This is a genomic window from Streptomyces sp. NPDC057249 (genome assembly GCF_042669245.1).
GTDB lineage: Bacteria > Actinomycetota > Actinomycetes > Streptomycetales > Streptomycetaceae > Streptomyces.
Genome location: NZ_JBHUXS010000014.1, coordinates 187723 through 213579, shown reverse-complemented (window position 1 = coordinate 213579; position 25857 = coordinate 187723). Strand labels below are relative to the sequence as shown.

Annotated in this window: 20 protein-coding genes and 1 pseudogene; 10 read left to right on the top strand and 11 right to left on the bottom strand. The window is 71.5% G+C overall.

Annotation, left to right across the window (positions count from 1 at the left end):
- Window positions 1–50 precede the first annotated feature (50 nt).
- Both ACFUJY_RS25295 and ACFUJY_RS25290 read left to right on the top strand, forming a co-directional pair.
- Window positions 51–695, top strand: a complete 645-nt coding sequence (locus ACFUJY_RS25295; RefSeq protein ID WP_383303718.1) for a MerR family transcriptional regulator — start codon at window positions 51–53, stop codon at window positions 693–695.
- 280 nt (window positions 696–975) lie between these two features.
- A complete protein-coding gene (locus ACFUJY_RS25290; protein WP_383303670.1) occupies window positions 976–1389 on the top strand; it encodes a hypothetical protein in 414 nt (137 codons plus the stop codon).
- Window positions 1390–1460: 71 nt separating this feature from the next.
- Here the strand turns inward: ACFUJY_RS25290 and ACFUJY_RS25285 are convergent, their stop codons facing one another.
- Together ACFUJY_RS25285 and ACFUJY_RS25280 are read right to left on the bottom strand one after the other, a co-directional pair.
- Window positions 1461–4499: a BTAD domain-containing putative transcriptional regulator gene (locus ACFUJY_RS25285; protein ID WP_383303667.1), complete on the bottom strand. Its 3039-nt coding sequence runs from the start codon at window positions 4497–4499 to the stop codon at window positions 1461–1463.
- A gap of 208 nt (window positions 4500–4707) precedes the next feature.
- Window positions 4708–5523, bottom strand: a complete 816-nt coding sequence (locus ACFUJY_RS25280; protein ID WP_383303664.1) for an exodeoxyribonuclease III — start codon at window positions 5521–5523, stop codon at window positions 4708–4710.
- A 49-nt stretch (window positions 5524–5572) separates the two neighbouring features.
- Here ACFUJY_RS25280 and ACFUJY_RS25275 point away from each other — a divergent pair, with 49 nt between their 5' ends.
- Window positions 5573–6067, top strand: coding sequence for a GNAT family N-acetyltransferase (locus ACFUJY_RS25275; RefSeq protein ID WP_383303661.1), 495 nt, complete (start codon window positions 5573–5575; stop codon window positions 6065–6067).
- 13 nt (window positions 6068–6080) lie between these two features.
- On the opposite strand, the gene ACFUJY_RS25270 is transcribed toward ACFUJY_RS25275, so the two are convergent.
- Complete coding sequence (locus ACFUJY_RS25270; RefSeq protein ID WP_383303658.1) at window positions 6081–6497, bottom strand: hypothetical protein; 417 nt, start codon at window positions 6495–6497, stop codon at window positions 6081–6083.
- Between the two features lie 153 nt (window positions 6498–6650).
- Between ACFUJY_RS25270 and ACFUJY_RS25265 the strand changes: the two genes are divergently transcribed.
- From ACFUJY_RS25265 to ACFUJY_RS25255, 3 genes are all read left to right on the top strand, one after another.
- Entirely contained in the window at window positions 6651–7898 is a 1248-nt protein-coding gene (locus ACFUJY_RS25265) for a histidine kinase (protein ID WP_383303655.1), read from the top strand.
- Window positions 7883–8530, top strand: a complete 648-nt coding sequence (locus tag ACFUJY_RS25260) for a LuxR C-terminal-related transcriptional regulator (RefSeq protein WP_383303652.1) — start codon at window positions 7883–7885, stop codon at window positions 8528–8530. The genes ACFUJY_RS25265 and ACFUJY_RS25260 overlap by 16 nt, the downstream gene beginning before the upstream one ends.
- Before the next feature lie 106 nt (window positions 8531–8636).
- Window positions 8637–9899 carry a PP2C family protein-serine/threonine phosphatase gene (locus tag ACFUJY_RS25255; RefSeq protein ID WP_383303649.1) on the top strand — a complete coding sequence of 421 codons (1263 nt, stop codon included), beginning with the start codon at window positions 8637–8639 and terminating at the stop codon, window positions 9897–9899.
- Here ACFUJY_RS25255 and ACFUJY_RS25250 read toward each other — a convergent pair.
- The gene (locus ACFUJY_RS25250) at window positions 9800–10387 is read right to left on the bottom strand and encodes a hypothetical protein (protein ID WP_383303646.1); all 588 of its coding nucleotides are present in this window, start codon (window positions 10385–10387) and stop codon (window positions 9800–9802) included. The genes ACFUJY_RS25255 and ACFUJY_RS25250 overlap by 100 nt on opposite strands.
- Before the next feature lie 176 nt (window positions 10388–10563).
- Here ACFUJY_RS25250 and ACFUJY_RS25245 point away from each other — a divergent pair, with 176 nt between their 5' ends.
- On the top strand, window positions 10564–11160 hold the full coding sequence (locus ACFUJY_RS25245) for a TetR/AcrR family transcriptional regulator (RefSeq protein ID WP_383303643.1): 597 nt from the start codon (window positions 10564–10566) through the stop codon (window positions 11158–11160).
- Between the two features lie 63 nt (window positions 11161–11223).
- Here the strand turns inward: ACFUJY_RS25245 and ACFUJY_RS25240 are convergent, their stop codons facing one another.
- A complete protein-coding gene (locus ACFUJY_RS25240) occupies window positions 11224–12597 on the bottom strand; it encodes a HEAT repeat domain-containing protein (RefSeq protein WP_383303640.1) in 1374 nt (457 codons plus the stop codon).
- Between the two features lie 153 nt (window positions 12598–12750).
- Between ACFUJY_RS25240 and ACFUJY_RS25235 the strand changes: the two genes are divergently transcribed.
- From ACFUJY_RS25235 to ACFUJY_RS25225, 3 genes are all read left to right on the top strand, one after another.
- The gene (locus ACFUJY_RS25235; protein WP_383303637.1) at window positions 12751–13413 is read left to right on the top strand and encodes a hypothetical protein; all 663 of its coding nucleotides are present in this window, start codon (window positions 12751–12753) and stop codon (window positions 13411–13413) included.
- Window positions 13414–13450: 37 nt separating this feature from the next.
- Entirely contained in the window at window positions 13451–13780 is a 330-nt protein-coding gene (locus tag ACFUJY_RS25230) for a Fic family protein (protein ID WP_383303716.1), read from the top strand.
- Window positions 13781–13884: 104 nt separating this feature from the next.
- Window positions 13885–14340: a DUF5958 family protein gene (locus ACFUJY_RS25225; RefSeq protein WP_383303634.1), complete on the top strand. Its 456-nt coding sequence runs from the start codon at window positions 13885–13887 to the stop codon at window positions 14338–14340.
- A gap of 157 nt (window positions 14341–14497) precedes the next feature.
- On the opposite strand, the pseudogene ACFUJY_RS25220 reads toward ACFUJY_RS25225, so the two are convergent.
- The 6 genes and pseudogenes from ACFUJY_RS25220 to ACFUJY_RS25195 all read right to left on the bottom strand — a co-directional run bounded on the left by ACFUJY_RS25220 (window position 14498) and on the right by ACFUJY_RS25195 (window position 25729).
- Window positions 14498–15029: pseudogene (locus ACFUJY_RS25220) on the bottom strand (transposase).
- Window positions 15026–15565, bottom strand: a complete 540-nt coding sequence (locus ACFUJY_RS25215) for a winged helix-turn-helix domain-containing protein (RefSeq protein WP_383303631.1) — start codon at window positions 15563–15565, stop codon at window positions 15026–15028. Before ACFUJY_RS25215 ends, ACFUJY_RS25220 begins: the two are co-directional and overlap by 4 nt.
- Window positions 15566–15634: 69 nt before the next feature.
- Window positions 15635–17782: a DEAD/DEAH box helicase gene (locus ACFUJY_RS25210; RefSeq protein ID WP_383303628.1), complete on the bottom strand. Its 2148-nt coding sequence runs from the start codon at window positions 17780–17782 to the stop codon at window positions 15635–15637.
- Window positions 17779–19116: a BREX system ATP-binding protein BrxD gene (brxD, locus tag ACFUJY_RS25205; protein ID WP_383303625.1), complete on the bottom strand. Its 1338-nt coding sequence runs from the start codon at window positions 19114–19116 to the stop codon at window positions 17779–17781. Before brxD ends, ACFUJY_RS25210 begins: the two co-directional genes overlap by 4 nt.
- On the bottom strand, window positions 19113–21845 hold the full coding sequence (gene pglZ / locus ACFUJY_RS25200) for a BREX-2 system phosphatase PglZ (protein ID WP_383303622.1): 2733 nt from the start codon (window positions 21843–21845) through the stop codon (window positions 19113–19115). Before pglZ ends, brxD begins: the two co-directional genes overlap by 4 nt.
- Window positions 21845–25729 (bottom strand): hypothetical protein, encoded by a 3885-nt coding sequence (locus ACFUJY_RS25195; protein WP_383303619.1) that lies wholly within the window; start codon window positions 25727–25729, stop codon window positions 21845–21847. The genes pglZ and ACFUJY_RS25195 overlap by 1 nt, the downstream gene beginning before the upstream one ends.
- Window positions 25730–25857: the final 128 nt, after the last annotated feature.

Genomic DNA, 25857 nt, shown 5'->3' with positions numbered 1-25857 from the left:
ACGGATAGGGTGCGGGGGTGGCAGAGGGACCCGAGCACCGCGAGTACCGCATGGAGGAGCTGGCCGAGAAGGCCGGCATCCCCGTGCGGACCGTGCGCTTCTACCGTGAGCGCGGCCTGATCTCGCCGCCCCGCCGGGAGGGCCGCATCGCCTGGTACGACGACCACCACCTGGCCCGGCTGCGCACGATCACGGGCCTCCTGGAGCGCGGCCACACCCTGACCGGCATCGCCGATCTCGCCCGTACGTTCGAGAGCGGACGCGATGTCGCGGAGGTGCTGGGCCTGGGCGAACCGTCCGAGGAGACCCCGGTCCGCCTGACGCCCGAGCAGCTGGCGGACTACTTCGAGGGCGAGTCCACGCCGGAGAACCTGGCGCTGGCGATGGAGCTGGGCTACCTGGGGACGGACGGCGAGGAGATCGTCCACATCAGCCGCCGCCTGCTGGACGTTTCGGCGGAGCTGGTACGGGAAGGGGTGCCGCTCGCCACGGTGCTCTCGACGGGCCGCCATGTCCGTGCGCACGCGGAGGCGCTGGCGGACCTGTTCGTGTCGGTGCTCCAGGAGTACGGCGCGGAGACGGACCCGGAACCGCCCCAACTGCGTCCGCTGGCACGGGCGGTGATCGACGCGGAACTGTCGATGGCGCTGGACCGGCGGCTGCGGCGGGAGAAGCCGGAGCCGGAGGAGGCGTAGCCGGCCGGTACGGGCCCGCGCGCCCGGTCCGCAGGTGTTCTGCAAGATTTCTGCAGCAGGGCGCTGGCAGTGTTCCGGGAAGCGGGCGGCCGACGGGCCACACGCCGCACGGTGTCCAGAGCCCGTGAGGCGAGGTACGTGCGCCGCCCGAGTCGATCAGAGCGGAGGGGCCCCGGAACCCGGGGATCGGCCCGGCGCGTCCGGCGTCCCCCCACCGCGTTCCGTGCGGCGTACGGCACAGCCCGCGCCGCACGGTACCTCTCGCAGAAGGAGCCACCCTGTGAAGCCTCGTATCGGGCGGATACTCGCCGGCGCGACCGCGCTCGCCGCCACCGCCCTCATGATGAGCGGCGCCACCGCCTCCGCCCAGACCGCCCCCGCCGGCGGCTGGGACCACATCTTCAACCCCAACAGCCCCACCGGCAGCGGCGTGCGCGTGTACGTCGAGGAGTACGGCGACGTCGTCTCGGTGTGCGACAGCGCGAAGGACGGGAAGTCCGCCACCGCCGTGGTCACCGACCTCGGCTACGCCGGCCGCGAGTACTCCATGACCGTCAGCAGTGGCTACGGCACCTGTAAGTCGCACCGGGCAAGCGACGGCGGGGTGTACAACCTGCACGAGAACAACTACGTGGGCATCACGTACACGGCCAAGGGCGGCGACAACTACGCCGAGTACTACAACGACCACTGAGCCGTCGTCGTCGCCTCTCATGAGGCGCTGAAGCAGGGGCCGGGGTGAGGCGAGGCACGGGGGTCCGCGCTTCACCTCGCCCCTCGGGCGGCCGCCAGGACGGTCCGGGCCCGGTCCGCCACCGGTCGCAGACCCAGTTCCCCGGCGGCCGCCAGGGCGGCTTCCGCCAGCTCCGCGGCGGCCCCGGCGTCCCCCTCCGCGTACCGCACCCGGGCGAGGCCGGCACGGGCGTCCGCCTCCTGGTGCCGGAAGCCCGAGCGGCTGGTGATCTCCAGCGCCTCCTCCAGGTACGCCGCCGCCTGCGGCAACTCTCCGCCGAGGCGCGACACTTCGCCGAGGTTGATCAGGCAGTCGCTCAGCGCGCTGGGGTCCCCCGTCTCACGGGCGTACGCCAGCGCCTTCTCGGCCGGCGGGCGGGCCAGGTCGAGGCGGCCGGCGTCCCGGTGGGTGCGCGCGAGAATCTCCTGGGCGTCCGCCTCGTTGCGGCGCTTGCGGTGCTCCTGGGACAGCCGCAGCGCCCGGGTCGCGTCGGCCAGCGCCGCCTCGTAGTCTCCCCGGCCGTGGTGGGCTATGGCCCGGTTGACCAGCGGGCTGATGGTCCCCATCGGCTGCCCGTGCTTCAGGGAGAGCTCGATGGCCGCACTCGCGCACTCGACGGCCTGCTCCGACTCGCCGAGGTAGGAGTGGATCAGGGCCACGACGTTGAGGGCGATGCCGAGAAGCACCGGACGGTCGAGGCCGCGGAGCAGTTCCACGCCGCGTTCCTGCCACTCCCCCGCCTCACGCATCCGCCCGCGACGCCCGTAGTAGACGGCCAGGTTGGACATGACACTCGCCTGACCGGGGACGAATCCGGCGCTCCGGTACCCCTCCAGGGCACCGAGGAGGTGGTCCAGATTGCTTCCCCGGTCCTCGGTGTGGTGGCCCAGCACACCGAGGCTCTGGAGCATGGCCGCCCGCGCGAGGGGGTCGCCCGCGGCCTCGGCGGCGCGCAGCCCGGCGGTGGCCATCGCCTTCCATTCGACCCGGTGGTGCCGGTAGTACACGTACATGCGCAGCTGGTCGGCGAGCTGCCAGGCGATGTGCCGCGGGCCCCTCGCGGCGGCTGCCCCGACCACGGCGACCAGGTTCGCGAGTTCCTGGTCGAGCCACCCCAGGGCCTGCTCCCGGCCGGTGAACCGTTCGGGGGCGGCGCGCTCCCGGGGCAGTTGTGCGACGCCCGTGTACTCGAAGGCGGTAGCGGCCTCGGCGGTGGCGAGATACCAGTCGCACAGCCGCCGCCACGCCTCCTCGTGCCCGGGCTGCGCCGAGGCGTGCTCCGCCGCGTACAGCCGCAGCAGGTCGTGGAAGAGGAAGCGGTCGGCCGCGCTGCGCTGCAGCAGGCTCGCGTCGGCCAGTACGTCGAGGAGCTCCTCGGTCACGGCCGGCTCGGCCCCCAGCAGAGCCGCGGCGGCCTCCGCGCCGAAGTCCGGCCCCGGGTGCAGGCCGAGCAGGGCGAACAGCCGGACCGCGGAGGGGTCCAGGAACGCGAGGGAGTGGTCGAAGGCGGTACGGACCGCGGCCCGGCGGTCACCGGCGATGGACAGTTTCGCCAGGCGCCCGTCGCTGTCCAGGTCGGTGGCGTAGGACTCCAGCGACCGCCCCGGCCGGGCCGCGAGATTGGCGGCGGCGATCCGCAGGGCCAGCGGAAGCCGCGCGCACTGCTCGGCCAGCCGTCGGGACGCCTCCGGCTCCGCGGCCACCCGGTCCTCGCCGAGCACGCCGGACAGCAGGGTGTGCGCCTCGTCCGGGTCCAGCACCTGGAGCCGGACGGCGTGCGCGGCATGGCTGACGCCGAGACCGCGCAGCTCGAAACGGCTGGTCACCAGCGCGGCCACCCCCGCGGTGCCGGGCAGCAACGGCCTGACCTGCTCGGCGTCCGCCGCGTCGTCGAGCACCATGAGCACCCGCCGGCCGGTGAGCCGGCCCCGGAAGACCGCGGCCCGGTCCTCCAGCGGCTCCGGGATGGTGGCCGCGTCCAGGCCGGACGCCTGCAACAGGGCCGCCAGCACCTCGGACGGATCACGGGGGCGGTCGCCCGCGCCCAGCAACCGCACGTACCACTGCCCGTCCGGGAAGGCCGCCCGCAGCCGGTGTCCGAGACGCACCGCCAGCGCCGTCTTGCCGACACCGGGCGTGCCGGTGATGACGACGGGTGCGGTGGTCTCCCCCTGCGCCGCCGCCGTGAACAGAGCCTCCAGTTCCCGTATCGCGCCGTGCCGGCCCACGAACCCTGGCACGGCGAAGGGGAGTTGGCACTGCACGGTCCAGTCCCCCCGTACGCCGTCCGGTGCGGCCTCCGGTGGCTTCCGGTGCCGGGCAGGTGGCCCGCCCAGCTCCGGGGCGTCGCGCAGGATCGCCTCGTGCAGGCGCCGCAGGGCGGTGCCGGGGTCGACGCCGAACTCCTGCGCCAGGCTCCGCCGGAACGCGTCGTAGTGCGCGAGCGCCTCCGCCTGCCTGCCGGACCGGAACAGCACGGTCATGAGCTGGGCGGCGATCCGCTCGTCCCACGGATGTTCGGCGGCGAGGCCCCGCACCTGCTCGGTGAGACCGGCCGACCCGCCCGCGGCGAGACGGTGGTCGACACGGTCGAGCCGCGCGGCCAGCCGTTCCTGCTCCAGGCGAGCGCGGACGCTCTCGGCCCAGTCGCCGGCGATGCCGGAGAGCGGGTCCCCGTGCCACAGGCCGAGCGCCTCGTCCAGAATGCGCCCCGCCTCGGCATCGCCGTCGGCGTCCCGGGCCCGTGCGGTCAGGCTCCGGAAGCGGTGGAGGTCGATGTCGGCGGCGGAGGCGGTGAGCAGGTAGCCGCCGGCCCGGCGCTGTATCGCCGCCGTGCCGTCGCCCTGCGCGGACAGGGCGCCCCGCAGACGTGTCAGGTAGCTCTGGAGCGTGCCGCGCGCGGTGGGGGGCGGGGAGTGGCCCCATACGCACTGGATCAGATGCTCGGTGGAGAGCGCGACCCCCGGGGCCAGCAGGAACGCGGCGAGGACGCATCGCTGCTTCGGGGAGCCGAGGGGTATCTGGGCTCCGTCGCGCGACACCCCGACGGGGCCCAGGAGCTGGAATTCCAAGCGCTGTCACCCGTCCGTAGATGTGCGGCAAGCACGGCATGCCCATCGGCGCCGCCGGGCCGGAACACGGGCCCGACGCCGCCGGCCCCGCGGCGTCGCGCCGGAGGCCGCGGCGAGTGGCCCGACGCCGGGCCAACCTAGCGCGACCGCGCCCCAGCCTCCGAAAGGGGGCACCACCCCCTCGCCCCGGGCTGCCCGCAGTCGCTCCCTACAGGTCGTAGACGACGGTCACCGGCGCGTGGTCGCTCCACCGCTCGCCGTGGCTCGCCGCCCGCTCGACCCACGCCTTCACCGCGCGACCGGCGAGGCCCGGGGTCGCGACCTGGTAGTCGATGCGCCAGCCGGTGTCGTTGTCGAACGCGCGCCCCCGGTACGACCACCACGAGTACGGGCCCTCGACGTCCGGGTGCTGGGCGCGTACGACGTCGACGTACGCGCCCTCCTCGAAGACCCGGGTCAGCCACGCGCGCTCCTCGGGCAGAAAGCCGGAGCTCTTGCGGTTGGCGCGCCAGTTCTTGAGGTCGGCCTCCTGGTGGGCGATGTTCCAGTCGCCGCAGACGACGACCTCGCGGCCCTCGGCGGCGGCGCGTGCCTTCAGTCCGACGAGGTAGGGCAGGAAGGCGGCCATGAAGCGCTCCTTCTCGTCCTGCCGCTCGGTGCCGACCTCGCCGGAGGGCAGGTAGAGGCTCGCGACCGTGACCCCGGGCAGGTCGATCTCGACGTACCGCCCGCTCGCGTCGAACTCCTCGCACCCGGCCTGCCCGTGACCGCCGAAACCGATCTGCACCCGCTCGGGGGCGCGCCGCGAGTAGACGGAGACCCCGGCCCGGCCCTTGGCGGCGGCCGGCGCGTGGACGGTGTGCCAGCCCTCGGGGTCACGTACCTCCACGGGCAGCTGCTCGGGCTCGGCGCGCACTTCCTGGAGGCAGATCACGTCGGCGTCGGTCTGCGCCAGCCACTCGACGAAGCCCTTCTTGGCCGCGGCGCGGAGACCGTTTACATTCACGGAGGTCACGGTGAGCATTCCGGCACGATACCGGTCAATGATGTCGCATACATGTACGATGCTTCGCATGAATATCCACGTCCGGGCCTTCGACCACCCCGATGCCGTCAAACTCAACGACCGCGTGCAGCTCGAATACGCCGAGCGCTACGGCGATGGGGGCGATGTCACACCGCTGGACGCCACGATGTTCGACCCGCCTCACGGCCTGTACCTGATCGCGTACGACGCGTCGGACCAGCCGGTGGCCACGGGCGGCTGGCGCTCCCAGGAGTGCAACGACGAGGGCTACTCGGACGGCGACGCCGAGCTGAAGCGGATGTACGTCATACCGGAGGGCCGCGGCCAGGGCCTCGCCCGCCGCATCCTGGCCGCCCTGGAGGCGGACGCCCGCGCCGCCGGCCGCACCCGCATGGTCCTGGAGACCGGCGACCGCCAGCCGGAGGCCATCGCCCTGTACCTCTCCAGCGGCTACGCCCCGTGCGACAAGTTCGGCCACTACCGCACGTACGACAGCAGCCGCTGCTTCGCGAAGCCGCTGCGGGGGAACGGCGCGGCCTGACGCGCCGTTCCCCTCACCCCGCCTTCGGAAACGCCGTCTTCAGGGCCGTCCCCCGGGTGAGGAACGCGACGCGGATCACCGGCAGCACGCACAGCGCCTGCACGACCGCGTACCAGGGCGGGCAGACGCCCGGGATCAGGTCGACGCCGATGATGGCGATCGGCATGATCACCGCGACGGTGCTCACGCGCTCGAAGGCCCGGCGCGAACCCCCGGCGGCGGAGGCCGTGATGCGGTGGAGCACGTACGCGATCACCGGCAGCAGGACCGCGCGGACCCCCATGAAGGTGTTCACCGTGTGGCCGGTGGCGGCCACCACGGCGACCGCTCCGAGGGCGGTGGCGGTGAGTGCGCCGCAGAGCGCGATGCTCCGGCGTGCCGACGTGAGGGCCCTCAGGGCCTCGGGCCGAAGGTTCGTCTTCGTGGTCATGGTGCCGACGCTACGAAGCGCCGTTCCGGGACGGTATGCGTCTGGGCGCACAAGGGGGTGGGTCCAGACCCACTCCTCGTCCGAGCGGCGCCTCCCCGCCCGCCGCGCGGTGCAGAGTGGGGCGTCGGGACGGACGCGGAGAGGCGGCAGGGGATGAGAGTGCGGGGGTCGTGGGCGGCCGGCGCGGTGATCGGGTTCGTACGGGCGTGCGCCGTCGTCGCCGTCACGCTGCTGATCCCGGCCGTGTGGGCGGGCGCGGTGGCCTGGGGCATCGGGTGGGGTGCGTCGAACCCCTGGTCGTGGGTCGGACCGCTGGTACTGGTGTGCGTGGCCACGGCCGTCCTGGCGCGGCCGGTGTGCCGGGCGGTCCGCGCGCTGGTCGCCCGCTGGTCCGGGACCGAGATCCCGTCCGGCTACCGGAACGCCCCGCCGGTGACGCGCATGGCCACCGGCTACTGGTGGAACGGCTTCGACTACCACCACACCCGGCGGGACGCCCTCATGGACCAGCGGTGGCGGCTGCGCTGGAAGGACCCGGCCAACTGGCGCGACCTGCGGTTCACGGCGATCGCCCCGTTCACGGCGGGGATCGTGGCGTGCGTGCCGCTCGCGGGGGTGGTGTGGGCCGCCGTCGGGCTGGGAACGGGCCGGCCGGCCTGGCTCCTCGGCCTCCTCGTGACCGTCGCCTCCGCCCCGTACGCCTGGCGGCCGGTCACCCCGGTCGCGGTCCGTTTCCTGCGGCCGTCCGCCAGGATGGCGCTCGCGGACCGGGTGGACGAACTCACGGGGCAGCGGGCCGATGCGACGGTGGCCCAGGCCGCCGAGATCCGCCGGATCGAGCGGGACCTGCACGACGGGGCGCAGGCCCGGCTCGTCGCGCTCGGGATGTCCCTGGCGACGGTGGAGAAGCTGATGGAGACCGACCCGGACAGGGCCAGGGCTCTGATGCGCGAGGCGCGGGCGGGCGCCACCGCCTCGCTGGCCGAGCTGCGCGACCTGGTGCACGGGATCAATCCGCCCGTGCTCAACGACCGGGGGCTGGTCGACGCCGTACGCGCTCTCGCCCTCGACAGCCCGCTCGAAACGGAGGTCGTCGCGGACGTGCCGCGACGGCTGGACGCGCCCGTCGAGTCGGCCGTCTACTTCGGCATCGCCGAGCTGCTGGCCAACACGGTCAAGCACGCCCGTGCGACGCGGTTGCGGATCACCCTCGCCCAGGATGAGACGGGTCTCGTCGTCGAGACGGAGGACGACGGGCGCGGTGGCGCGGTCGTCCGGGACGGCGGCGGGCTCGCCGGGCTGCGGCGCCGCCTCGCGGTCTTCGACGGGAGCCTGGAGATCACGAGTCCGGCCGGCGGGCCGACCCGGGCGAGGATCATGGTGCCATGCGCATCGTTGTAGCCGAGGACCTGTATCTCCTGCGGGACGGCATGGTCCGTCTCATCGAGGCGTACGGCCACGAGGTGGTGGGTACGGCCACGACCGGGCCCGAGACGCTGGCCGCCCTGCGCGGGTTCCGCCCGGACGTGGCGGTGGTGGACGTGCGCATGCCGCCGACGCAGACGGACGAGGGGCTGCGCGCGGCCCTCGCCGCCCGCGCCGAGACGCCGGGGCTGCCGGTGCTGATCCTGTCCCAGTACGTGGAGCAGCTGTACGCCCGCGAGCTGCTGGCCGACGGGTCGGGCGGCGTCGGCTACTTCCTGAAGGAGAGCGTGTTCGACGCGGACCAGTTCATGGACGCGCTGGAACGGGTCGCGGCGGGCGGCACGGCCATGGACCCGGCGGTCATCGCGAAGCTCCTGTCCAGCGGCTCGTCGCACCGCCGCCTCGACGTGCTCACCGAGCGCGAGCACGAGGTCCTGGCCCTGATGGCCGAGGGCCTCTCCAACCAGGCCGTCGCGGCCCGCCTGTTCCTCAGCGAAAGCGCGATCAGCAAGTACACGACCTCGCTGTTCGCCAAGCTGGGCATCACGGACGACGGCACGAACAACCGCCGGGTGCTGGCCGTGCTGGCGTATCTGAACGAGGCGTGAGGACCGGGCCGGACGCGCGACCGGCCCGCGCGAGTCCGCGAGCGGGATGCCCGGGGCTGCCCAACAATGGCTGTCACGGGAGCACACGGACGGGAGGAGTCACGGGATGCGCGGCGAGGGGAGCCTCCGTGCCGGGCGGGACGGGAAACCGGCCGCCCAGGGCCGGGCCCCCAAGGCGGCGGTGCTGGGCACCGCCCTCCTCCTGTGCGTCCTCGTCGTGGTCCTGCAAGTGAGCACCCCGCCCTCCTCGCACATCGCCTCGGTGCTGGTGGCGGTGCCCGCCGTGATCTCGTTCGGGTTCGGGCCGCCGGTGATCATCGGTACGGCGGTGGCTGCGGTGGGCATCCGCTGGCTGCTCCTGCCGGCCGAACCGCAGCGGATCGGCTCCGCGATCGGCACCACCGTCGTGATCTGCGTCATCGCCGCACTGAGCTGCTTCGTGGTGCGCCACGTGGAACGGGAGACCGCGCGGCTGCGGAAGGTGGTGTCCGTCGCCGAGACCGCCCAGCGGGCGGTACTGCGCCCACCGCCCGAGACGCTGGGCCACTTCCGTACGGCCGCGAGCTATCTGGCCGCCGCCCAGTACGCGCGTATCGGCGGCGATCTCTACGCGGTGGCGGACACCGAGTTCGGTGCCCGCGCGCTGATCGGGGACGTACGCGGGAAGGGGCTCGACGCCGTGTCCACCGCCGCGGCGGTCCTCGGCTCGTTCCACGAGGCGGCGTACGAGGAAGGCACGCTGGGCCGCTTGGCCGGGCGCCTCGACACCGGCCTGAACCGCTTCCTGCGCGACGACGAGGCGTTCGTCACCGCTCTCCTGATCCAGATCGCACCCGACGGCCACACGGAGGCGTACTCCAGCGGCCACCCGCCCGCACTCGTACTGCACGACGGCACGGTCCGGGAGCTCCCGGCCGGCACCGGCCTCCCCCTCGGGCTGAGCGCCCTCGCGACCGCACCCGCCGACGCGGACGGCCCGCAGTCGGCCGGAACGCTTCTGCGGCCCGGCGACACCCTCCTGCTGTACACCGACGGCATCGCGGAGACCCGGAACGCGGCCGGGACCTTCTACCCGCTCCCCGACCGCCTGACGGCCTACCAGCGCGCCCATCCCCCACCGGTCGATCCGCAGCACCTGCTCACCTGGCTGCTCGACGACGCCCAGGAGTACAGCTGCGCCGAGAGCTCCGACGACGCGGCGCTGCTGGCCCTCGCCTGGCCGCCCGGCCCCGGTGAGGGAACGGGCGGCCGGCCCACGAGAGCGTGGCGTCACAACGACGCGCCCCGCCCGCTCCGGTCCTCGTCCCCGCCGGAGCGCCCCAGCCGCAGCGCCGAGACGAGGAAGAAGATGCCGCCGGGAACGGCGTAGCCGATCGCGCTGGTGAGCGTGGGGTCCTCGGCGCCCGCCGCCCCGACGAACGACGCCCCGGCCAGGACCGAGATGCCGCCGCTGAGGATCATCGGCCACTGCCCGCCCATCCGGCGCCGCGGGACGGCCACGACCAACTGCACCAGCCCCGCGACGACCGCCCACGCCCCCCACACCCGCAGCACCGCGGGAATCCCCGACGCGGAGGCGATCCCCACGCCCACCGCCGCGGCGAGGCTGACCGCCATGTTGACGTAGAGCAGCACCGGCGCACGGGTGGCACGGGAAGCGTTGGCGTCCACCACGGCTGCGCCCACGTCGAACAGCGGATAGAGCACGAGCAGCGCGGCCACGAACGGGCTGATGCCGTCGGCCGTCGCGAACATCACGAGGGCCCAGAGGATGGCGAACGCGGCGCGGACGAAGTACAGCCGCCGCAGCGCGGAAGCCGTGTTCGTGAGGTCCGACGGGGCGGCAACGGTGGTCATGGCGAACCTTTCGACGGAGGTACGGGGAACGCGGCGGACCGCCGCCCCGGATCACTCGCGAGCACGGCCCTACGGCCACCCCGCACGAGAACGAACGTTCTGTGCACCAGACTGGCAAGGTCGCATCCCGCTGTCAAGACCGAACGTTCTACCTATGCGCCGCGTAGGCTGATGCCATGGCGCACAACGCACCCGAGAGCCGCCCGTCCGAAGCCCGGGACCGGCTCCTCAGCACGGCCACCCGGATCTTCTACTCGGAAGGCATCCACTCCGTGGGAGTGGATCGCATCGTCAAGGAAGCGCAGGTGACACGGGCGACCTTCTACCGCCACTTCCCCAGCAAGGAGACCCTGGTCGTCGCGTACCTGACCGCGGCGGACCGCGCCCTGCGGGACCGGACCGAAGAGGCCGTCGCCGCCGGGCTCCCCGCAGCCGACACGCTCCGCGCCATCGGCGCGTCCATCGCGGAGGACATCCGGTCCCCCGGCTTCCGGGGCTGCGCCTTCCTCAACGCCGTCGCCGAGTACCCCGACACCGCCGACCCGGTGCACCAGGTCGTCCTCGCACACCGCCAGTGGTTCCTCGACACGCTCGCCGGACTCCTGCGCGCGATCCGGGAGGAACCCGCGGACCGTGCGGCCCGCCACTTCGTCATGCTGCGCGACGGCGCGATGGCGGCCGGCTGCCTCTTCGACCCCGAGCTGGTGTGCGAGACCTTCCTCAACGGAGTGGAAGGACTCCTCAAGGCCCAGGCGTCGGCATCGTTCACCTGACACCCCGTCCCCCGCCTCACAAACCGATACGCGTATGTGCTCCCCGGCCAGAAGACGACGGCGTCACACGGGCAGCGCTCCGGCGGGGTGCCCGTGTTCTCGGCCGCATGCGGTGAGGGCGACAACTCCGTGGCCTGAGGTGCTGGTATGTGCTCCCAGTGCGCCGGGATCGACCGACACCCGCGCTGCGATGTCGTTGGCATAGCAGGTGTCAGGAATCCGAAGGTCTTCCTTGACTTGGCGGTACCGGGCTGCGACCGCCTCGGAGCCTGTGAGGTTCACACCGTCGAAGGCGTCCTCGGGAAGGCCGTCCTGGTGGGGCAGGAGGTAGCCGACTTCGGCCGGGTGCACGGGTTGCCCATCACCGTCTTCCTCCTCGGCGTCGTACGCGTCGTAGTGACGCAAGATCTCACCGTCTTCAGCGATGCACCAGGCGGTCCAGTCGTCACCGCAGCTCATCCCGTACCACTGCGCGGATCCGAAACGGCGGCTGAGGTCGGTGCACCGTTGGCTCACCACGAGGGGAAGGACTTCGTCCCGGTCGTCCGCGTCCTCGATGCGGTGGGTGCCCAGGGAGGAGTGGCCGAAGACGAGCGTCCAGCCGTCCAGAGCGGGACTGACGAAGACGCGGGAACAGGCGGCATGCGGGCGGGTCCGGTTCCGACTGTGGTGGTCGTGGTTCCAGGCCGCCGCGCCGGTCCGAAGCGTGACCGGCTGCGGGCTGCCGAGGTCGAACGCCTCGAGTACGGCGTCCTGGTCGTCGGTCGGCACCGCGTACCAGGACCCGCACAGGTGCATGCCGTCCGGGACCTCGGACAGCAGCTTGATTTTCGTCAGCCGGCGCCAGGCGTCCTGGTCCTTGAGGCCGAGGCCGTCGGGGACCGCGATGGCGGCGAGCGCCTCCAGCGCACCTGCCCGCACCCTGGGGCCGGGCGCCGGCAGGCGGCGCACGCGCTGCAGGGCGGGTACGACAGCGGTACCGATCGCCTGGAATGCCCAGACCGCTCGCCGGCGGACTTCGGGCTCCGGGTCTCCGAGCAACGGGATCAGCCGGTCGACGAACTTTGCTGCCGCCCCGCCGCGAACCTGGAAGGCAAAGAGAGCGTCGCTCCGGACCCGCGTATGCACATGATTCAGCAGTGGCTCGTAGGCCCCCGGATCGTCCACCATCAGCCGTCCCAGTGCCCACCCGGCCCTTCGCGCGACCTCAGGCGAGTCCGCCGCTGCGGCTGCGTGTGCCAGGGGCAGGAGAGCGGGCTCCCCGATCCTGCACAGCACGTCCGCCGAGACCGTCCACTCGACGGGCGACTGCTCATCACAGAGCACGTCCAGCACTGCCCCGACGGCAGCCACTCCCTGTTCCACGAGCGCATCGCGTGCCGACCGAGTGTGCTCCCAGGAGCCAGAGAGCGATTCGGTCAGCAATCCCTTGTCCATGGCAGGCACCCTAATCAGGCGCACTGACAAGGACGTCTCCCATTTCAATGGTGAAGAGCGCCGGGGACACTCCTCACTTCTGTGTCAGGGGTATCTCCATATTGAGTGGAGGCAGGGCAGCCGCACACGGCAGAGTGGCGTGGTGACTGAGCTGTGGGCACACACACCCTGACCTGGGCGGAAGTGGATCCGTCGCGACATCCGTTCAAGCTGGACGAGGATGCCGCGACGACGTTGACCGGACTTGTCGCTCCCTTGCTGCCCAGTGCCGAGGCCGCCGAAGAGCACCGCGGGCGCTCGCTGGACCCCGTCAGCGAGTTCCTGGTGGACCGATACGGCCGATGGGCCTGCGGGTGGAACTGGTCGATAGGCGAGGGCGACACCGATGGCGGGATCGTCGGCACGTGGTGCTGCACCGCCCATTCCGTGACCACGGCGGAGGAGACGGCTCCTCTGGTCGTCGCCGGCCTGCTGGAGTGGCGTGACTGGTTGGAGGATCTGGCGGAGCGCTTCGCCGCGCTGGCGCCGCCGTCGCACTCGACGGAGGCCACGGCGGATCCCTGGCATTGGGAGCGGGCGTGCACGCGGCTGGTCACCGTGGTGGCCGACCGAACGCAGGCCGAGAGCGGCTGGTACGGACACTGTGAGCAGGTGCTCGGCTGGTTCCTCGCCTACAACGGCATCGAAGAGAAACGGGCCGGCGAGATTGCGGGGAGCGCGATCGGCGGCCGATTCGGCAGTTGGATCTCGCCGGACGCCACGGTGGTCGATGCGGTGAGTTCGAAGTTCGCCCGGGTCATGGGCGAGACCGCATGACGTTCGCCCCCGACCACCCGAAGGACGCCCTCTCCGACTGGCTGCGCATCCGTCCACAGATCTCCTGGCCGACTGGCAGCAGACCGTGTTGGGCGAGAGCGTGACCGCCTTCCGTACGGTGCCGGCTTTCGCCAAGAGAGGGCGAGAGCGCTACGGCATCGCACCGGGCACGCGGGCGTGGTTCGAGCAGTGCCTGTCCGAGAGCACTCAACCGGACCTGCCGCTCCCCTCACGCGCCGCACGAACCTACCTCGACATCCTCTTCTTCCACCCGTTCGAAGACGGCAACGCCCGCGCGGCGATGCTGGCGCTGGCCTTCGTCCTGGCCCGCGAAGGAACGGCGATCGACCAGGTGCACGCGCTCTAGACCACCCGCTGGGCCGACGACGCCGAGGGAGCGGCCGATCTGGCGGTGCTGCTCGGCATTCTGATCACCGCGGCGGAACGCCGCCTCTCCCACGGGAGGCAGTCATGAACGAACGCGACGTCCTGCTCAACGAGCTCGCGCAGGGGCTGCGCCCGATGTCAGAGGGCATCGAATGGTTCGACGGCCTCGGCCGGGAAGAGCAGGCCCAGACTCTACGGTTCCTGGTTCACCACTGCACCCAGGCGCGCGCAGTCCCCGAAGACGGACCGGAGAGCATCCGCCGTGCCGGGCTGCGCCCGACGCATACGCCCGCAGTGCTGATCTCACGAGGCCGGATCGACGAACAACTGGGGAAGATTGCCGGTCTCGCGCCTCTCGACGAACGCCGCAAGGCGTTCAGGCTGCTGGTCGCGGTGCTCACGATCGCCGACGCGCGGCGCCGCGAGCGCTTCTGCTCCACCGGCTGCAGTCACTGGTGGCACAGACTGAACAGCAGAACGCCGATGCCCGTGGAACCGTGCGCCTTCGATGCCCGGCGGCCGGACCGTCCCCTTCGGTGAACTGTCGCCGCTGGACCCGAGACGCCGCCATCCACCACCCCGAACAGGCGTCGAACGACCCCGAAACGACGAAGATCCCGCCCGATCTTGCGATCGGACGGGATCTCGTCACCATTCCCGAGCTACTGAGGTTGAACTCGTGATGTCGCTGGGTTGCTCAGGTGGGTCTGATGGTCAGGCCGGTCTCGGCGAGGCAGCCGTCTATGAGGTGGCTGCGGTACTGGATGTGGCGTAGGCCGGTCCGGATGCGCTGGACGAGGTGTTCGGGGGGTGGAGAAGGCGACGTTGGAGAGCCAGCCGCGTCGTAGGAGGGACCAGATCCCTTCGACGGGGTTGAGGTCGGGTGCGTAGGGCGGCAGGTAGTAGATCGTCAGCCAGTCCCGGGAGGCGGCGAACTCCCGCAGGCCGGCGGCCTTGTGGACGTTGAGGTTGTCCCAGATGAGCACGATCGGGCCGCCGAGCTGCTGGTGGGCGGCGATCAGCAGGTCCCGGTAGTCGCGCCAGGAGAAGCTCTTGCGGCCGTCGCGTCGGCCGTCGTCCCGGCGTGGCCGGTAGATCAGCCGGGACCTGTGGCCGGGTTTGTAGCAGGTCAGCGCTGCGATGGATATGCGTCTGCGGGAACGGCCACGGACACGCACCACCGGGGTCCGGCCGCGCTGTGACCAGGTCCTGGACTGCGGCGGCGTCATGGAGAATCCGGCTTCGTCCTCGAAGACGAGCCAGGCTCAACGGACCGCCGCGAGTCTTCCGCGCAGGGCCATACCTCCTTGACCCACCCGGCCACCGCCTCGTCGTCCCGCTCGATGGCGCGTCGGGCCGGGACCTGACAGGACCAGCCATTGCGCCCCAGGAGCTTGCGCACGCCCTGGACCGTGTAGGTCAGGTGGAAGCGCCGGCCGATCACCGTTTTCACACGGCTCAGGGTCCAGCGTTGGTCTTCCCAGCCGTGCGCGGCGGGCCCCTTGGCCAGCTCCGCCTCCAGCTGGGCGACCTGCTTCTTGCTCAGCCTCGGCAGCGAGGCCGGCCCCTGTGACCGCAGAGCCCGCGGACCGCCCTCGTCCCACATCCGCCGCCACCGCTGCACCGAGCGGACGCTGACCCGCAGGTCCCTGGCGATCACTGAGCTCGCCTCGCCTTGGACGAACATCTCAGCCGCCCTCAGCCGTAACTCCTCGCGGAACTGCTGCCGTTCGGCGGTCAGCCCGCCCCCTTGTGGATACCGCATGCCCCGGTGATACCGCACCGGCGAGGAGCCGTCAGCCCCTGCGACTCCACGAGTTCAACCTCAGTAGCACTACGCGTTGTTGAGCGTGACAAAGCGTGCAGGCTCCGCCAGAACCTTGCTGGCGCCCTCCTCGTCCGCAGTGCGCGCGGCGAGAGTGGCTTCGGCCAGGCGGGGCGGGAGAGCTTCTGCGAACTTGAGGCCACGAACCGCCCTGCTGTCGACTTCGGGAAGGCACAGACCCGCGCCGCTGTCCGCGCGGGCAGCCTGCCAGGCCTGAAGCGTGAGGTCGTCGCGGAGCCGAATCCACTGGTCACCGACGCGCCGGTGCGGGGTCACCACCGAAGAGAGTGACGCTGCCAGGGTGGCGTTGGCGCGGTGGCCGGCCCAGGTCCACCAGCGGACATCACCGTCGGAAGTCCGGGTGACGACCGTGCCGCCGGGGTGGACGGTATGCAGGTGCGCCTCGCGGGCATCGGTGAGCTGTGCCGTGGCCCTCTTGGTCAGGCGGACCGGTGGGTCATCGCCCAGGAGAACGTCCCGGGCGGCGCGAGCGAGGGTGAACGAACGGATGCGCTCCGCGCCGAATCCACTCCATCTGGCACGCCCTCCCGCGTCGGCGGGTTCGACGAAGCAGCGCTTGCGGGTCCAGTCGATGTACGTCACCAGCCAGTTGCGGCCGGCCAGCAGCAGTTTGCGCGGGCCCTCGATCTCTTCCGTGAGCAGGTCGGGGTCGGTGCGCCCGATCTCTGCGCGTCCGTTGAGGACGGTGAACTCGGGCGGGGCGGTGAAGACCGCAGTCAGGTTCATGAAGTGGCGGTGCCCGTATCGGCGTTCCGCTTCCGGGCCGACGAACAGCAGTCCGCCGTCGTGGTCCAGGTATCCCTGCTCCACGAGGTGGCGCACGACGGGGGCGGCCCCCGGCCCGAACGGCCCGATGCCGCCCCACCACTCATGCCACAGGTTCTCACCCACCCGGTTCTCCTGGAGGCACAGGGCCAGGAGCTGCTGGGCGACTAGGTGGCGCGGCTCGGGAGGAGCGACGACCGGTTCCACCCAGCCGCGGGACCACTGCAGGAGGAGTGCGGCCGCCGAGAGCAGGCCCTCAGCGTCGAGTGCGAGGAAGAGGCAGTTGCGTGCGGTGCCTTGGCGGCGGCCGGTACGCCCGAGACGCTGAAGGAAGGAGGCGACGGTTGCCGGAGCGTCGAGCTGGATGACGCGGTCGAGGTCTCCGACGTCGATGCCCAGTTCCAGCGTGCTGGTGGAGACGATCACGCAGTCACGCGCTTCGGCGAACGCAGTTTCAGCCCGCCGCCGCTCGTCGACGGAGAGCGAGGCGTGGGACAGGAACGTCGTCACGCCCTTCAGCCGCAGCTTCTCGCCCAGCTCCTCCACCGTGCGGCGGCTCTCGCAGAAGACGAGCCGCTTCTCGCCCCGGTGCAGGGCCGCGATGACGGTGGCGGCGTTCGCGACGGATCCGACGTAGTCGAGTTCGATGTCGCCATGGGGTGGTGCGGCGGGTGCCGCTCCGTCCAACGGCTGTTTACGCAGAAGGGGCGCGACGACCCGGGCGGGACGGCGGCCGTGTCCGGAGCCCTGGAGCCACGCCAGCAGTTCGTCGGGGTTGCCGACCGTCGCGGACAGGCCGACCCGCTGGAGGGAGTGGCCGACGACACGACTGAGGCGCTCCAGTACGGCCAGCAGGTGCCAACCCCGGTCGTCACCCGCGAAGGCGTGCACCTCGTCGACCACGACTGCGTTCAGCCCCGAGAAGAAGGCCTGGTGGTCGACGTGCGTACTGACCAGCATCGACTCCAGCGACTCGGGAGTGGTGAGCAGGATGTCCGGGCGCTGTGCGAGGATGCGGCGCCGTTTGCCGGTGGTGATGTCACCGTGCCAGAGCGAGGCCGTGCGGCCCAGCCAGCCCGCGTACGTCTCCAGGCGGGGGTGGAGGTTGTTGAGCAGGGCCTTGAGCGGGCACAGGTAGAGCACACTGGTGCCCTTCCAGCCGCGCCGGTTCATACGGGTGAGCAGCGGGAAGGCGGCGGCTTCGGTCTTTCCGCCTGCGGTGGGTGCCAGCAACACCGCGTCCTCGCCACTGAGGAGCGGTTCGATGGCCTCTTCCTGCAGGGCACGCAGGGAGCGCCAGCCGAGGGAGTTGACGATGTGGTGGCCGAGAACGGGGTCGAGGAGGTCGAAGGGGTCTGCCGGTTCCGTCATGGCAGGTCCAATTCCAGTTCGATGTCTCCCGCGCCGGTGGCCGCGCTGCGTTCGGTCTCGTTCAGCTCGGAACTGTTCAGAGTGAGGGCGTAGTGGGCGCGGGGATCGAAGTCCTCGTACTCGTCGACCCTGTCCATCACATCGACGACGAGTTTGCGCAGGTATAGGCGCGGGGCGATGCCCACCTTCCCGCCGAGCGAGCCGGTGACCGCGCGTGCCAGTTCCGCGAGATAGGCGTCGTCGACGCGCGCGGCCAGCCGTTCGGGGCGGCGAGCCACCCCTGTGTAGACGTCGCGCACCTTTGCACCCAGTTCGGTCAGTGACTCCAGGTCGAAGCCTGCCAGGCGCAGTTGCACGGCGCGCGGGGAATCGAAGCGGGGATCGGTGGTGAAGTCCGTGGCGAGGCGCTGGGCGAGGGGCGCGAGGCGTTGGACTCCTTGCTGACCGTCGTAGAAGGCGGGGGTGCCGGTGATGACGAGGAACAAGCCGGGGAAGCGTCCGGCGTCAATCTCGTCGAGGAGCTGACGGAGCGCGTTGAGGGACTTCTCGCGTACGTCGCCGCGCACCCGTTGCAGGGTCTCGACTTCGTCGAGTACGAGCAGGAGACCAGGGTGTCCGCAGTCCCGCAGGACGGTGAGGAGCCCCTGGAGGAACCCGAGGGCGCCGAAGTGGTCCAGGTCGCCCCGGATGCCCGCGGCGCGCTTCGCCGAGGCTGCCACGGACTTCTGGCCGCCGAGCCACGCGATGAGTGCTTCGGCCCGGGCGCCGTCGCCCGCGGCGACGGCCTGGCGGTATCCGCGCAGAGCGGCGGAGAATGCCGGGGTGGTGCGGGCAACATCGGCGAGACGGCGCTCCAGGAGTTCGTCGACGGCCGCGGCCAACGCGTCCTCGTCATCCTCCGAGATGTTCCCTGACGCCAGGACTTCCTCTTCCAGCGCGTAGAACCAGGAGTCGATCACCGACCGGAGGGCCGAGGGCTGGTGGGTGGCGGTGGTGAGGCGTTCGGCGAGCCGGCGGTAGACGGTCTCCAGCCGGTGCAACGGGGTCTCGGTCTCGGAGATCTGCACTTCGCTGACGGCCAGACCGCGCCGCTTGGCGCGTTCGGCGAGCCAGCGGGCGAAGAAGGTCTTGCCGGAGCCGTACTCGCCGCGCAGGGCGTGGAAGGCTGAGCCTCCGCGCGCCACGGTGTCCAGGTCGTCGTCGAGAGTGGCTTCGAAACGGTTCAGCCCCACGGCAAACAGTCCGAGCCCGGCTCGTGGCACCGTTCCGCGCCGCAGGGCGTCGATCACATCGCGCCGGCGTGCCGTGCTGATCTCCGAGGACCCGGTGGTCATGCGGCCCCTCCGAGGAACTGCTGCTGGAGCAGGGACTTGTCGAGCTGGACTGTCCGTCCGGATTCGATGAGCTGGAGTACGGGGTATCCGTCGATGTTCAGCAGCCGCTCCAGCACGGTGGCGAAGCGCTCGGGGTTGCGCTGCGACTTGCCGGTGGCGGCCTGCGCGGCGGCGGCGACCGCGCCCGGGGAGAGCTTTCCGCCTGCGGAGAGCAGGGCGTCGAGAACTGCGGCGACGGCCTTCTCGGTCGGGGCGAGACGGACGAACTCACGCTGTGCCTTGAACAGGGGCGACTGCACGGTCTGTTCACCGAGCGTGCCCCGCCCGGGCAGCATGAAGATGCCTTCGCCCTCCGGGGCCGGAGCCGCCTTCCTGCCGCGCGGCTTTTCTGCGAGGGGTGCGGAGCCGGCCCTCATGGGCGCGGCATCGCCGCCTCGCCACCAGTGCGGAGCGGTGCTCTCCGCAGGCAGCAGGGTCCAGCCGGCCGGGATTAGATCGGCGGACGGGACGACGGTGATCACGGGAACGGTGACCTCTGCCAGAGCGGCACCGCCGTGGTATCCGGCCTGTCTGCCGGTGTAGCGCAGGTCGTCCCGCCAGGCGGCGATGATGTGCCCGCCGCCCGCGAGGACACGGGGGCCCGCCAGTGCGATCTCCCCCTGCTGCGGGGTGCCGGTGCGCCAGCGTGCGCCTCCCACCCCTTCCGCATCGGTCTGCTGGTGGCCGCGCGGGGTGCGGTCCAGGACATGCCCGTGGTCGGAGACGAGGACGACGGGGCGGCCGTAGTCGCGTGCCGCGTTGAGCAGGTCGGAGAGTTTGGAGATGTCGCCGATGTTCCATCGGCCGCGGGCGCCCTCGCGGCCGTCTGCCAGCGCGTCGTCGATGGTGTTGACGACGACGGCGACGACGTCGTCGGACGCGAGGGTGTCCAGCAGTTCGGGGGCAAGGCGGTGTCCCGGCGGCCCTTCGTAGCCGCCCTTGTGGAAGAGGTGGGCGTCACGGTGGCGCTTGCGCCAGAACGTGGTGAAACCGGCCCGTTCCACGCTCTGCCCGCCCTGGGCCGGTTCGCCGCTCAGGAGTGATGCCCTGCTGATCGTAGTGAGGGACGGCAGCATGGATACGGCCGCCTGGCGGGCCGCTTCCTTGCCGGGGCGTGGCTTGGGGATCACCTCGGTCCACACCTTGCGGTCCAGTTCACCGGCGAGCTGGACAGCGACGTCAGCACTCATGCCGTCGAGCACGAGGATGAGGGGCCGGCCTCCGTCGCGGGCGAGCGGCGCCGCTGCTTCGGCGAGTACGTTCTCGATGAGGAGCGCGCCGCCCGTCGCCTGCTGGGACGCGTTCTCCGTCCAGTCGGCGAGGGTGCGGGCGAATGCCTCGTCGAGCCGGGTGCGACGCTCGCGGACCGCTCCTATCAGCCGGTGGTAGGCCTCGCCGACGGCGGTGTCGAGTGAGGTGTCGCCCTCGGAGAGGATGCCGACGGCCAGGTCGGCCCAGCCCGCCGATGCCATGTGCTCCTGCACGGCCTGGCCCGTCGACACCGTCTTCGGCATCGGCCCGTTCAGCCAGCGCACCAGGCGCACGGCGGTGCGTGCCATGTCCGTGGACTCGGCGTTCAGCTCGGCGAGCTGGTGTTCGGCCAGTTCTCGCAGTGCGGCCTCCGCGTGGGCGACATCGCCGTCGAGGGTGGCCGCGAGTGCGCGCAGTCTGGCTCGGTAGCCGGAGGGCAGCAGGCGGTCGGTGCCGATGAGCGGGCTGAGCCGGGCGTCGGCGGCCAGTTGGTCGGCCCGGTCGAGTACGGCGAGGACGCGGCTGCGCGCCTCGTTCCCGTGGGGTCCGCCGCCTTCGGCCTGCGCGATCCAGCGGGTGACGACTCCGGTAGCGGCGTCGGCGAAGGGCCGCAGCGCGTCGAAGGACGCGAGGGCGGAGCCGTACAGGGTGCCCAGGGCGAACCCGGTGGCCTCCGCCGAGGAGGCGGCGAGCGCGGCCGATGCGAGGGCTCCCAGCGGAAGGGCGTCGGCACCTCGTCGGTCGGCGGCCAGCGCGAGGAGTGTGGGCGCGGCCGGCCCGACGGTCTTCTCCAGCCACTCGCTGAGACCTGCACGCTCGGCAGCGGGAAGTGCGGCGAACAGGACGGGGCCCGCTCCGGTCCGGGTCCAGGCGAACAGGGTGTCGGCGTCGAAGTCCAGCGTGTCGGACGTGGTGTCGCCGAGTCCGAGCCGGGCGGCGAGCAGGGCCCGTACGGCACGGTCACGCGTGAGCACGGCTCCGCTGCGCGGCCAGTGGCCCGCGGGCTCGGCTTCGAGCAGGGCGTCCAGGAGCCACTTCTCGCCGGCCATCCGGGCGTCGAGGTCCGCGGCGCCGAAGAGCTGCTTGACGATGTCCGCCGGATCGACGGCTAGGGAGCGCCTGCGGACGGCGTGGGCGCGCAGGTCCCAGCCGAGCTGGTCGGCGGGGACCGCCCCGGTGACGACGAGGACGCTGTCGCCGTCCGGGTCCTCCTGGGACCGGTGGCGCTGCCAGGCGTCGACGATGCCGAGGGGGGAGTTCTGTTCGGTGATGCGTACGCGGCGCTTGCGGCCGTTGATCCGGACGGTGAATTCGGTCTCCCGGTCCCCTCCTTCGTAGGTGGCGTCGACCAGGACCAAGCGCCGGTCCTCGCCGTGAGGGAGTTCGCTCTCCAGGAGCACTTCGATGGCGCGGCGGCCGGCGGCGGGGCGTACGGCCATCAGTTGCCCTCTTCCGCGTCTCGCTCGTCGTCGTTCTTCACCGCACGCCAGATGATCTCCACCGGCGTGTCCGGGTGGGCGGCGCGGAACTGTTCGATCTCCCCGCGGACGGCTTCCAGTTCGTCACTGAGCAGTGACTCCAGTGGGGAGAGACCGGACGCGATAACCCGCCGGGCGGACTGTGTGCTCGTGTCGGCCCCTCCCTGTGGCTGTTGGGGCTTCGGCAGCAGCGGGGAAGGCGCGGGGTCGGAGGGCACGGGCGGGTTCCCGTGCTGCGAAAGGCGAATCAGGTCCGGCCCGGGGGCAGGGAACGGCGATTGCGGGGCTGCCTGCTCCACGTGCAGGGCCGCCTCGACGATGGCCATACCGGTCTCCGGGACGCCGCCGAGCACGGGCACCAGGGAGCGTTCGAACTCGGAGGCCCGGGCCGTCTCGGCGACCTGGGTCAGCAGCCGGCGTGCCCGGTCGCCCAGGCTGTCGTCGCGGTCGCTGAGGCGCCGGACGTTCTTGAGGACCCGCCAGGCCGCGTCGGCGTCGTCCAGGGCCTGGAGCACCGCTTCCGCGGTGGTCATGGTGTGGGCCAGGTCCCGGTCCGGGGTCTCGTAGGAGAGACCGGAGAGTTCCCGGACGAGGGCGGTCGCATCGCTGCCGTGACGGCTGAGCCGGGCGAGCACCCCGGCGGCCTCTCGGAGCATCGCCGTACGCGGGGCGGGGGCGTCGCCGTCGAGGCCGAGCAGGGCGGCGTGCTGGTCCAGCGAGGCACGGACCCCAGTCACGGAGGTCTCGTACTCCGTCGTCCTGTCCCGGACCTCCTCGGCGAGCTTGTTGACGTTCCGCGCGAACAGGGCGGGCTTGGCGCGGGCTCCGAAGAGCCGCCCGGCACGGTCCCGGGCGCGGGCGTACTCGTCCTCGCTGGGCAGCGGCTGGGAACGCAGCGCCCAGCCGGGGCCGATCGCGGCGAGCTCGGGTGCGGCGGTCTCCGGACCGGAGTGGTAGACCCAGGCGCGGTCGTCGAGCAGCGCGTACGCGGCGATCAGGAGGTTCGTCGTCTGCTTGTCGAGGCCGTCGTAGCCGAGGTCCCGGGTGATCCAGCTGCGGATGTCCTCGACGTTGAGCGGGCCGCGTTCCTTGTGCTGGGCGGCGGCCTGGTTGATCCGCGTACGCCAGTCGGCGCGCAGCACGAGCGGGCCGTCGTGGACGGTGCCGAGTTCCAGGGGTTCCACGATGCGCTTGACGGTCTTCAGCTGGTGGCTGTCGACCTCCGCGCGTCCGCCCTCGTCCATGGCCCGAGTGATCCACTCCAGGGCGGTCCGCAGCTCACCCGTGGTGACGGCCTTGTTCTGGCCGCTGGGGTGACGGCCGAAGTCGGGATGCTTGGGGTAGAGCGCGGCCAGGAGCCCTCCGGCAAGGTGCAGCGCGTTGTCGGCGAAGGGCTTCCCGCCCTCCGGCTGCGGACGCGGGAAGCGGGGGTCCATGCAGAGGACGTGGCGGCCTTCCACCACTTCCGCGGCCCTGGTGCCGTCCTTGGCCTCGGCGATTCCGTACACCTCGGCGAGCGAGCCGGTGAGGGTCCGGGTGAGGGTCTCGCGGCCGACCTCCAGCTGGCGGCGGGCCTTGGCCCGGTCGTCCGGCGGGTAGTTGCGGGTGTAGTCGGCGAGCCGGTCGCGCTCCAGCAGGAAGTTGATCCGCATGAGCCGGCCGAGCTGGGCCTTGCGCTGTTCAGAGAAGAAGTCGGGCAGCCAGACGAGGGTGGCGGCGGTGTATCCGTCCCTGGTGAGTTCGACCACGCGCTGGTAGTCGTCGGTGGGGTAGTTGCCGTCGTCGTCGAAGGGGTAGTCGACGACGAAGCGGATGTTACCCGGGGTGGCCGGTGTGAACTGCTCGTCCGGCAGGTCCCGCGGGTCGCGGACGTTACCGAACACGAACTCCGCGGTGCGCCGGGTCCCATGCCAGATGATCTCCTTCTCGGGGACCAGCTGGCCTTCCTTCACCCCGAGTTCCTCCCACAGCCGGTCCCGCAGCCATACACGTCGCACTCCCGACCGGTCCTCGCCGGCGACGGCGTCGAGGAGGGGTTCGACGTCCAGGTCGGACAGGTGCAGCGAGAAGACGGGGTCGGTTTCTCCCTCGGCCCGCAGCTCGGTGGGGTACTCGCCCTGCAGGGCCCGCATCCGGTCGATGACCTTCTGCCCGACGGGCACGGTCCGCGACCGTACGGAGCCGTGGTTGAGGGCGGCGAGCCGTGCCCCGGTGAGGCGGCGCAGCGCGGGTACGTCGGGGGCGAGCGCGGCCAGCAGCAGCGTCTTGACGAAGCGGTCGTCGGCGAGGAAGTCGGGGTGGTCGTCCCGTCCGTACTTCTCCAGCAGGTGGAGACGGGCCTTGGTGTGGAACCGCTGGGCCGCCTCGGACTCGTGCTTCAGCTTGTCGGTGAAGGCCGCGCCTGTCCCGTCGATCAGCACGTCCCAGAGGTCGCCGAGGGGGATCAGCTGACCGAGCTTGGCGTCGGCGTTCCTCTCCAGGAGCTGCTGGACGAGCTTGAGGCCGGTGCGTTCGCGCTGGAGGGCGCCGGACAGGGCGACGAGGACGTTCAGCAGAGCGGGTGAGAGCGGGTAGACGGTCCGGAAGTCGTCCCAGCCCGCGTGCGTCGCACCGCCGTCGTCCAGCAGGACGTCCTTCACCAGCGGGCTGAACCGGTCGACGCCCTCGAAGGCGGCCTCCAGCACGTGCTCCTGCCCGGACCTGGGCTTGAGCACCCTTTCCTTGATGATCTCCGGAAGGTTGCGGTCCTCCAGGTCGACGACGGTGACGCGCTCCTTGAGGTACTCCAGCGCCTGCTCCATGTTCTGCACGTCGGAGCCGAGGATGTCGGAGCCGACGAGCTGGGAGAGGTCACGCTGGCGTGAGATGAACGAGACGATCGGGACCGGCCGGTTCGGGTTGCTGGACTCGATCAGCTTGACGAGTTTCTGGATCTCGTCGTTGACGAAGGTCCGCTCCCGCATCCGGGCCTGCAGCCACAGGATCAGTTCGTCGAGGAAGAGCACCACTCCGTCGTAGCCGAGCGACTGGGCGTGCACGCTCATGGCACTGAGGCCGTCGTCCAGGGACACGTACGCTGCCGCGTCGCCCCGAATGCTGTCCGCGTACGCCTTGTTGGGCCCGCTGACCAGGGCTGATACGAGTCGCGCCCGCCCCTCGTCCCCATGGGGCGCGGCAAAGGCGGCATCGAGCTCCGCAGTGGTCCAGGCGGTGTCGGCGACGGCACCGATCGGGGCGAGCCCCTCGTCGTCCTCGTCGTCCGCCGCGGTTCCGGGTGCGGCCTCGGCGGTGGGCAGCAGCTTCGCGAATTCTTCGTCCCCGAGGGACGCCCGCAGGCTGCGTGCGTCGGACAGCAGCGAGTCCGCCTTGAAGACCAGTGGCGTGGGCGCGTCCGGGTGGCGCTCGCGCACGGTCTTGACGTATCCCCCGAGCAGCGCCGAGTCCAGGTTGGCGGCCCCGACCAGGTGGTAGGGGATCATGAGGAACTTCTTCCCGCGGAGCCACTCGTCGTGCTCGGCGACCACCTCGCGCAGCCGGGGCTTGGCGCGGGTGGCGGGATCGCCGTTGAGCACGGCGTGCAGCACGCTCAGGAAGTGGCTCTTACCTGCACCGAACGAACCGTGCAGGTAGGCGGCGTACGAGCTGTTCTTCTTCACCGCGCTGCGGATCAGCTTCAGCGCGGTGTCGAACTGCTCCCGCAGCTGCGGGGTGACGACGTACTCCTCGACCGTGCCGGCAGAGGACCCGGTGAAGCCCTTCGACAGTTCGATCTTGAAGTCACCGGCGTGGACGTCCTCCTTGATGTCGAGGACGTCCTTCAGCACAATGTCACTGCCCCTGGCCATCAGCCGCTCCCGCTCCCCGATACATCCCGCCCGGCCGCCGCAGCCGGACACGCAGCGCAGTCACACTGTCACTCGCGTCCCGCACGTACACCCCTCCATCCTGCCAGCTCGGGTGTGCGGGGGAAGCA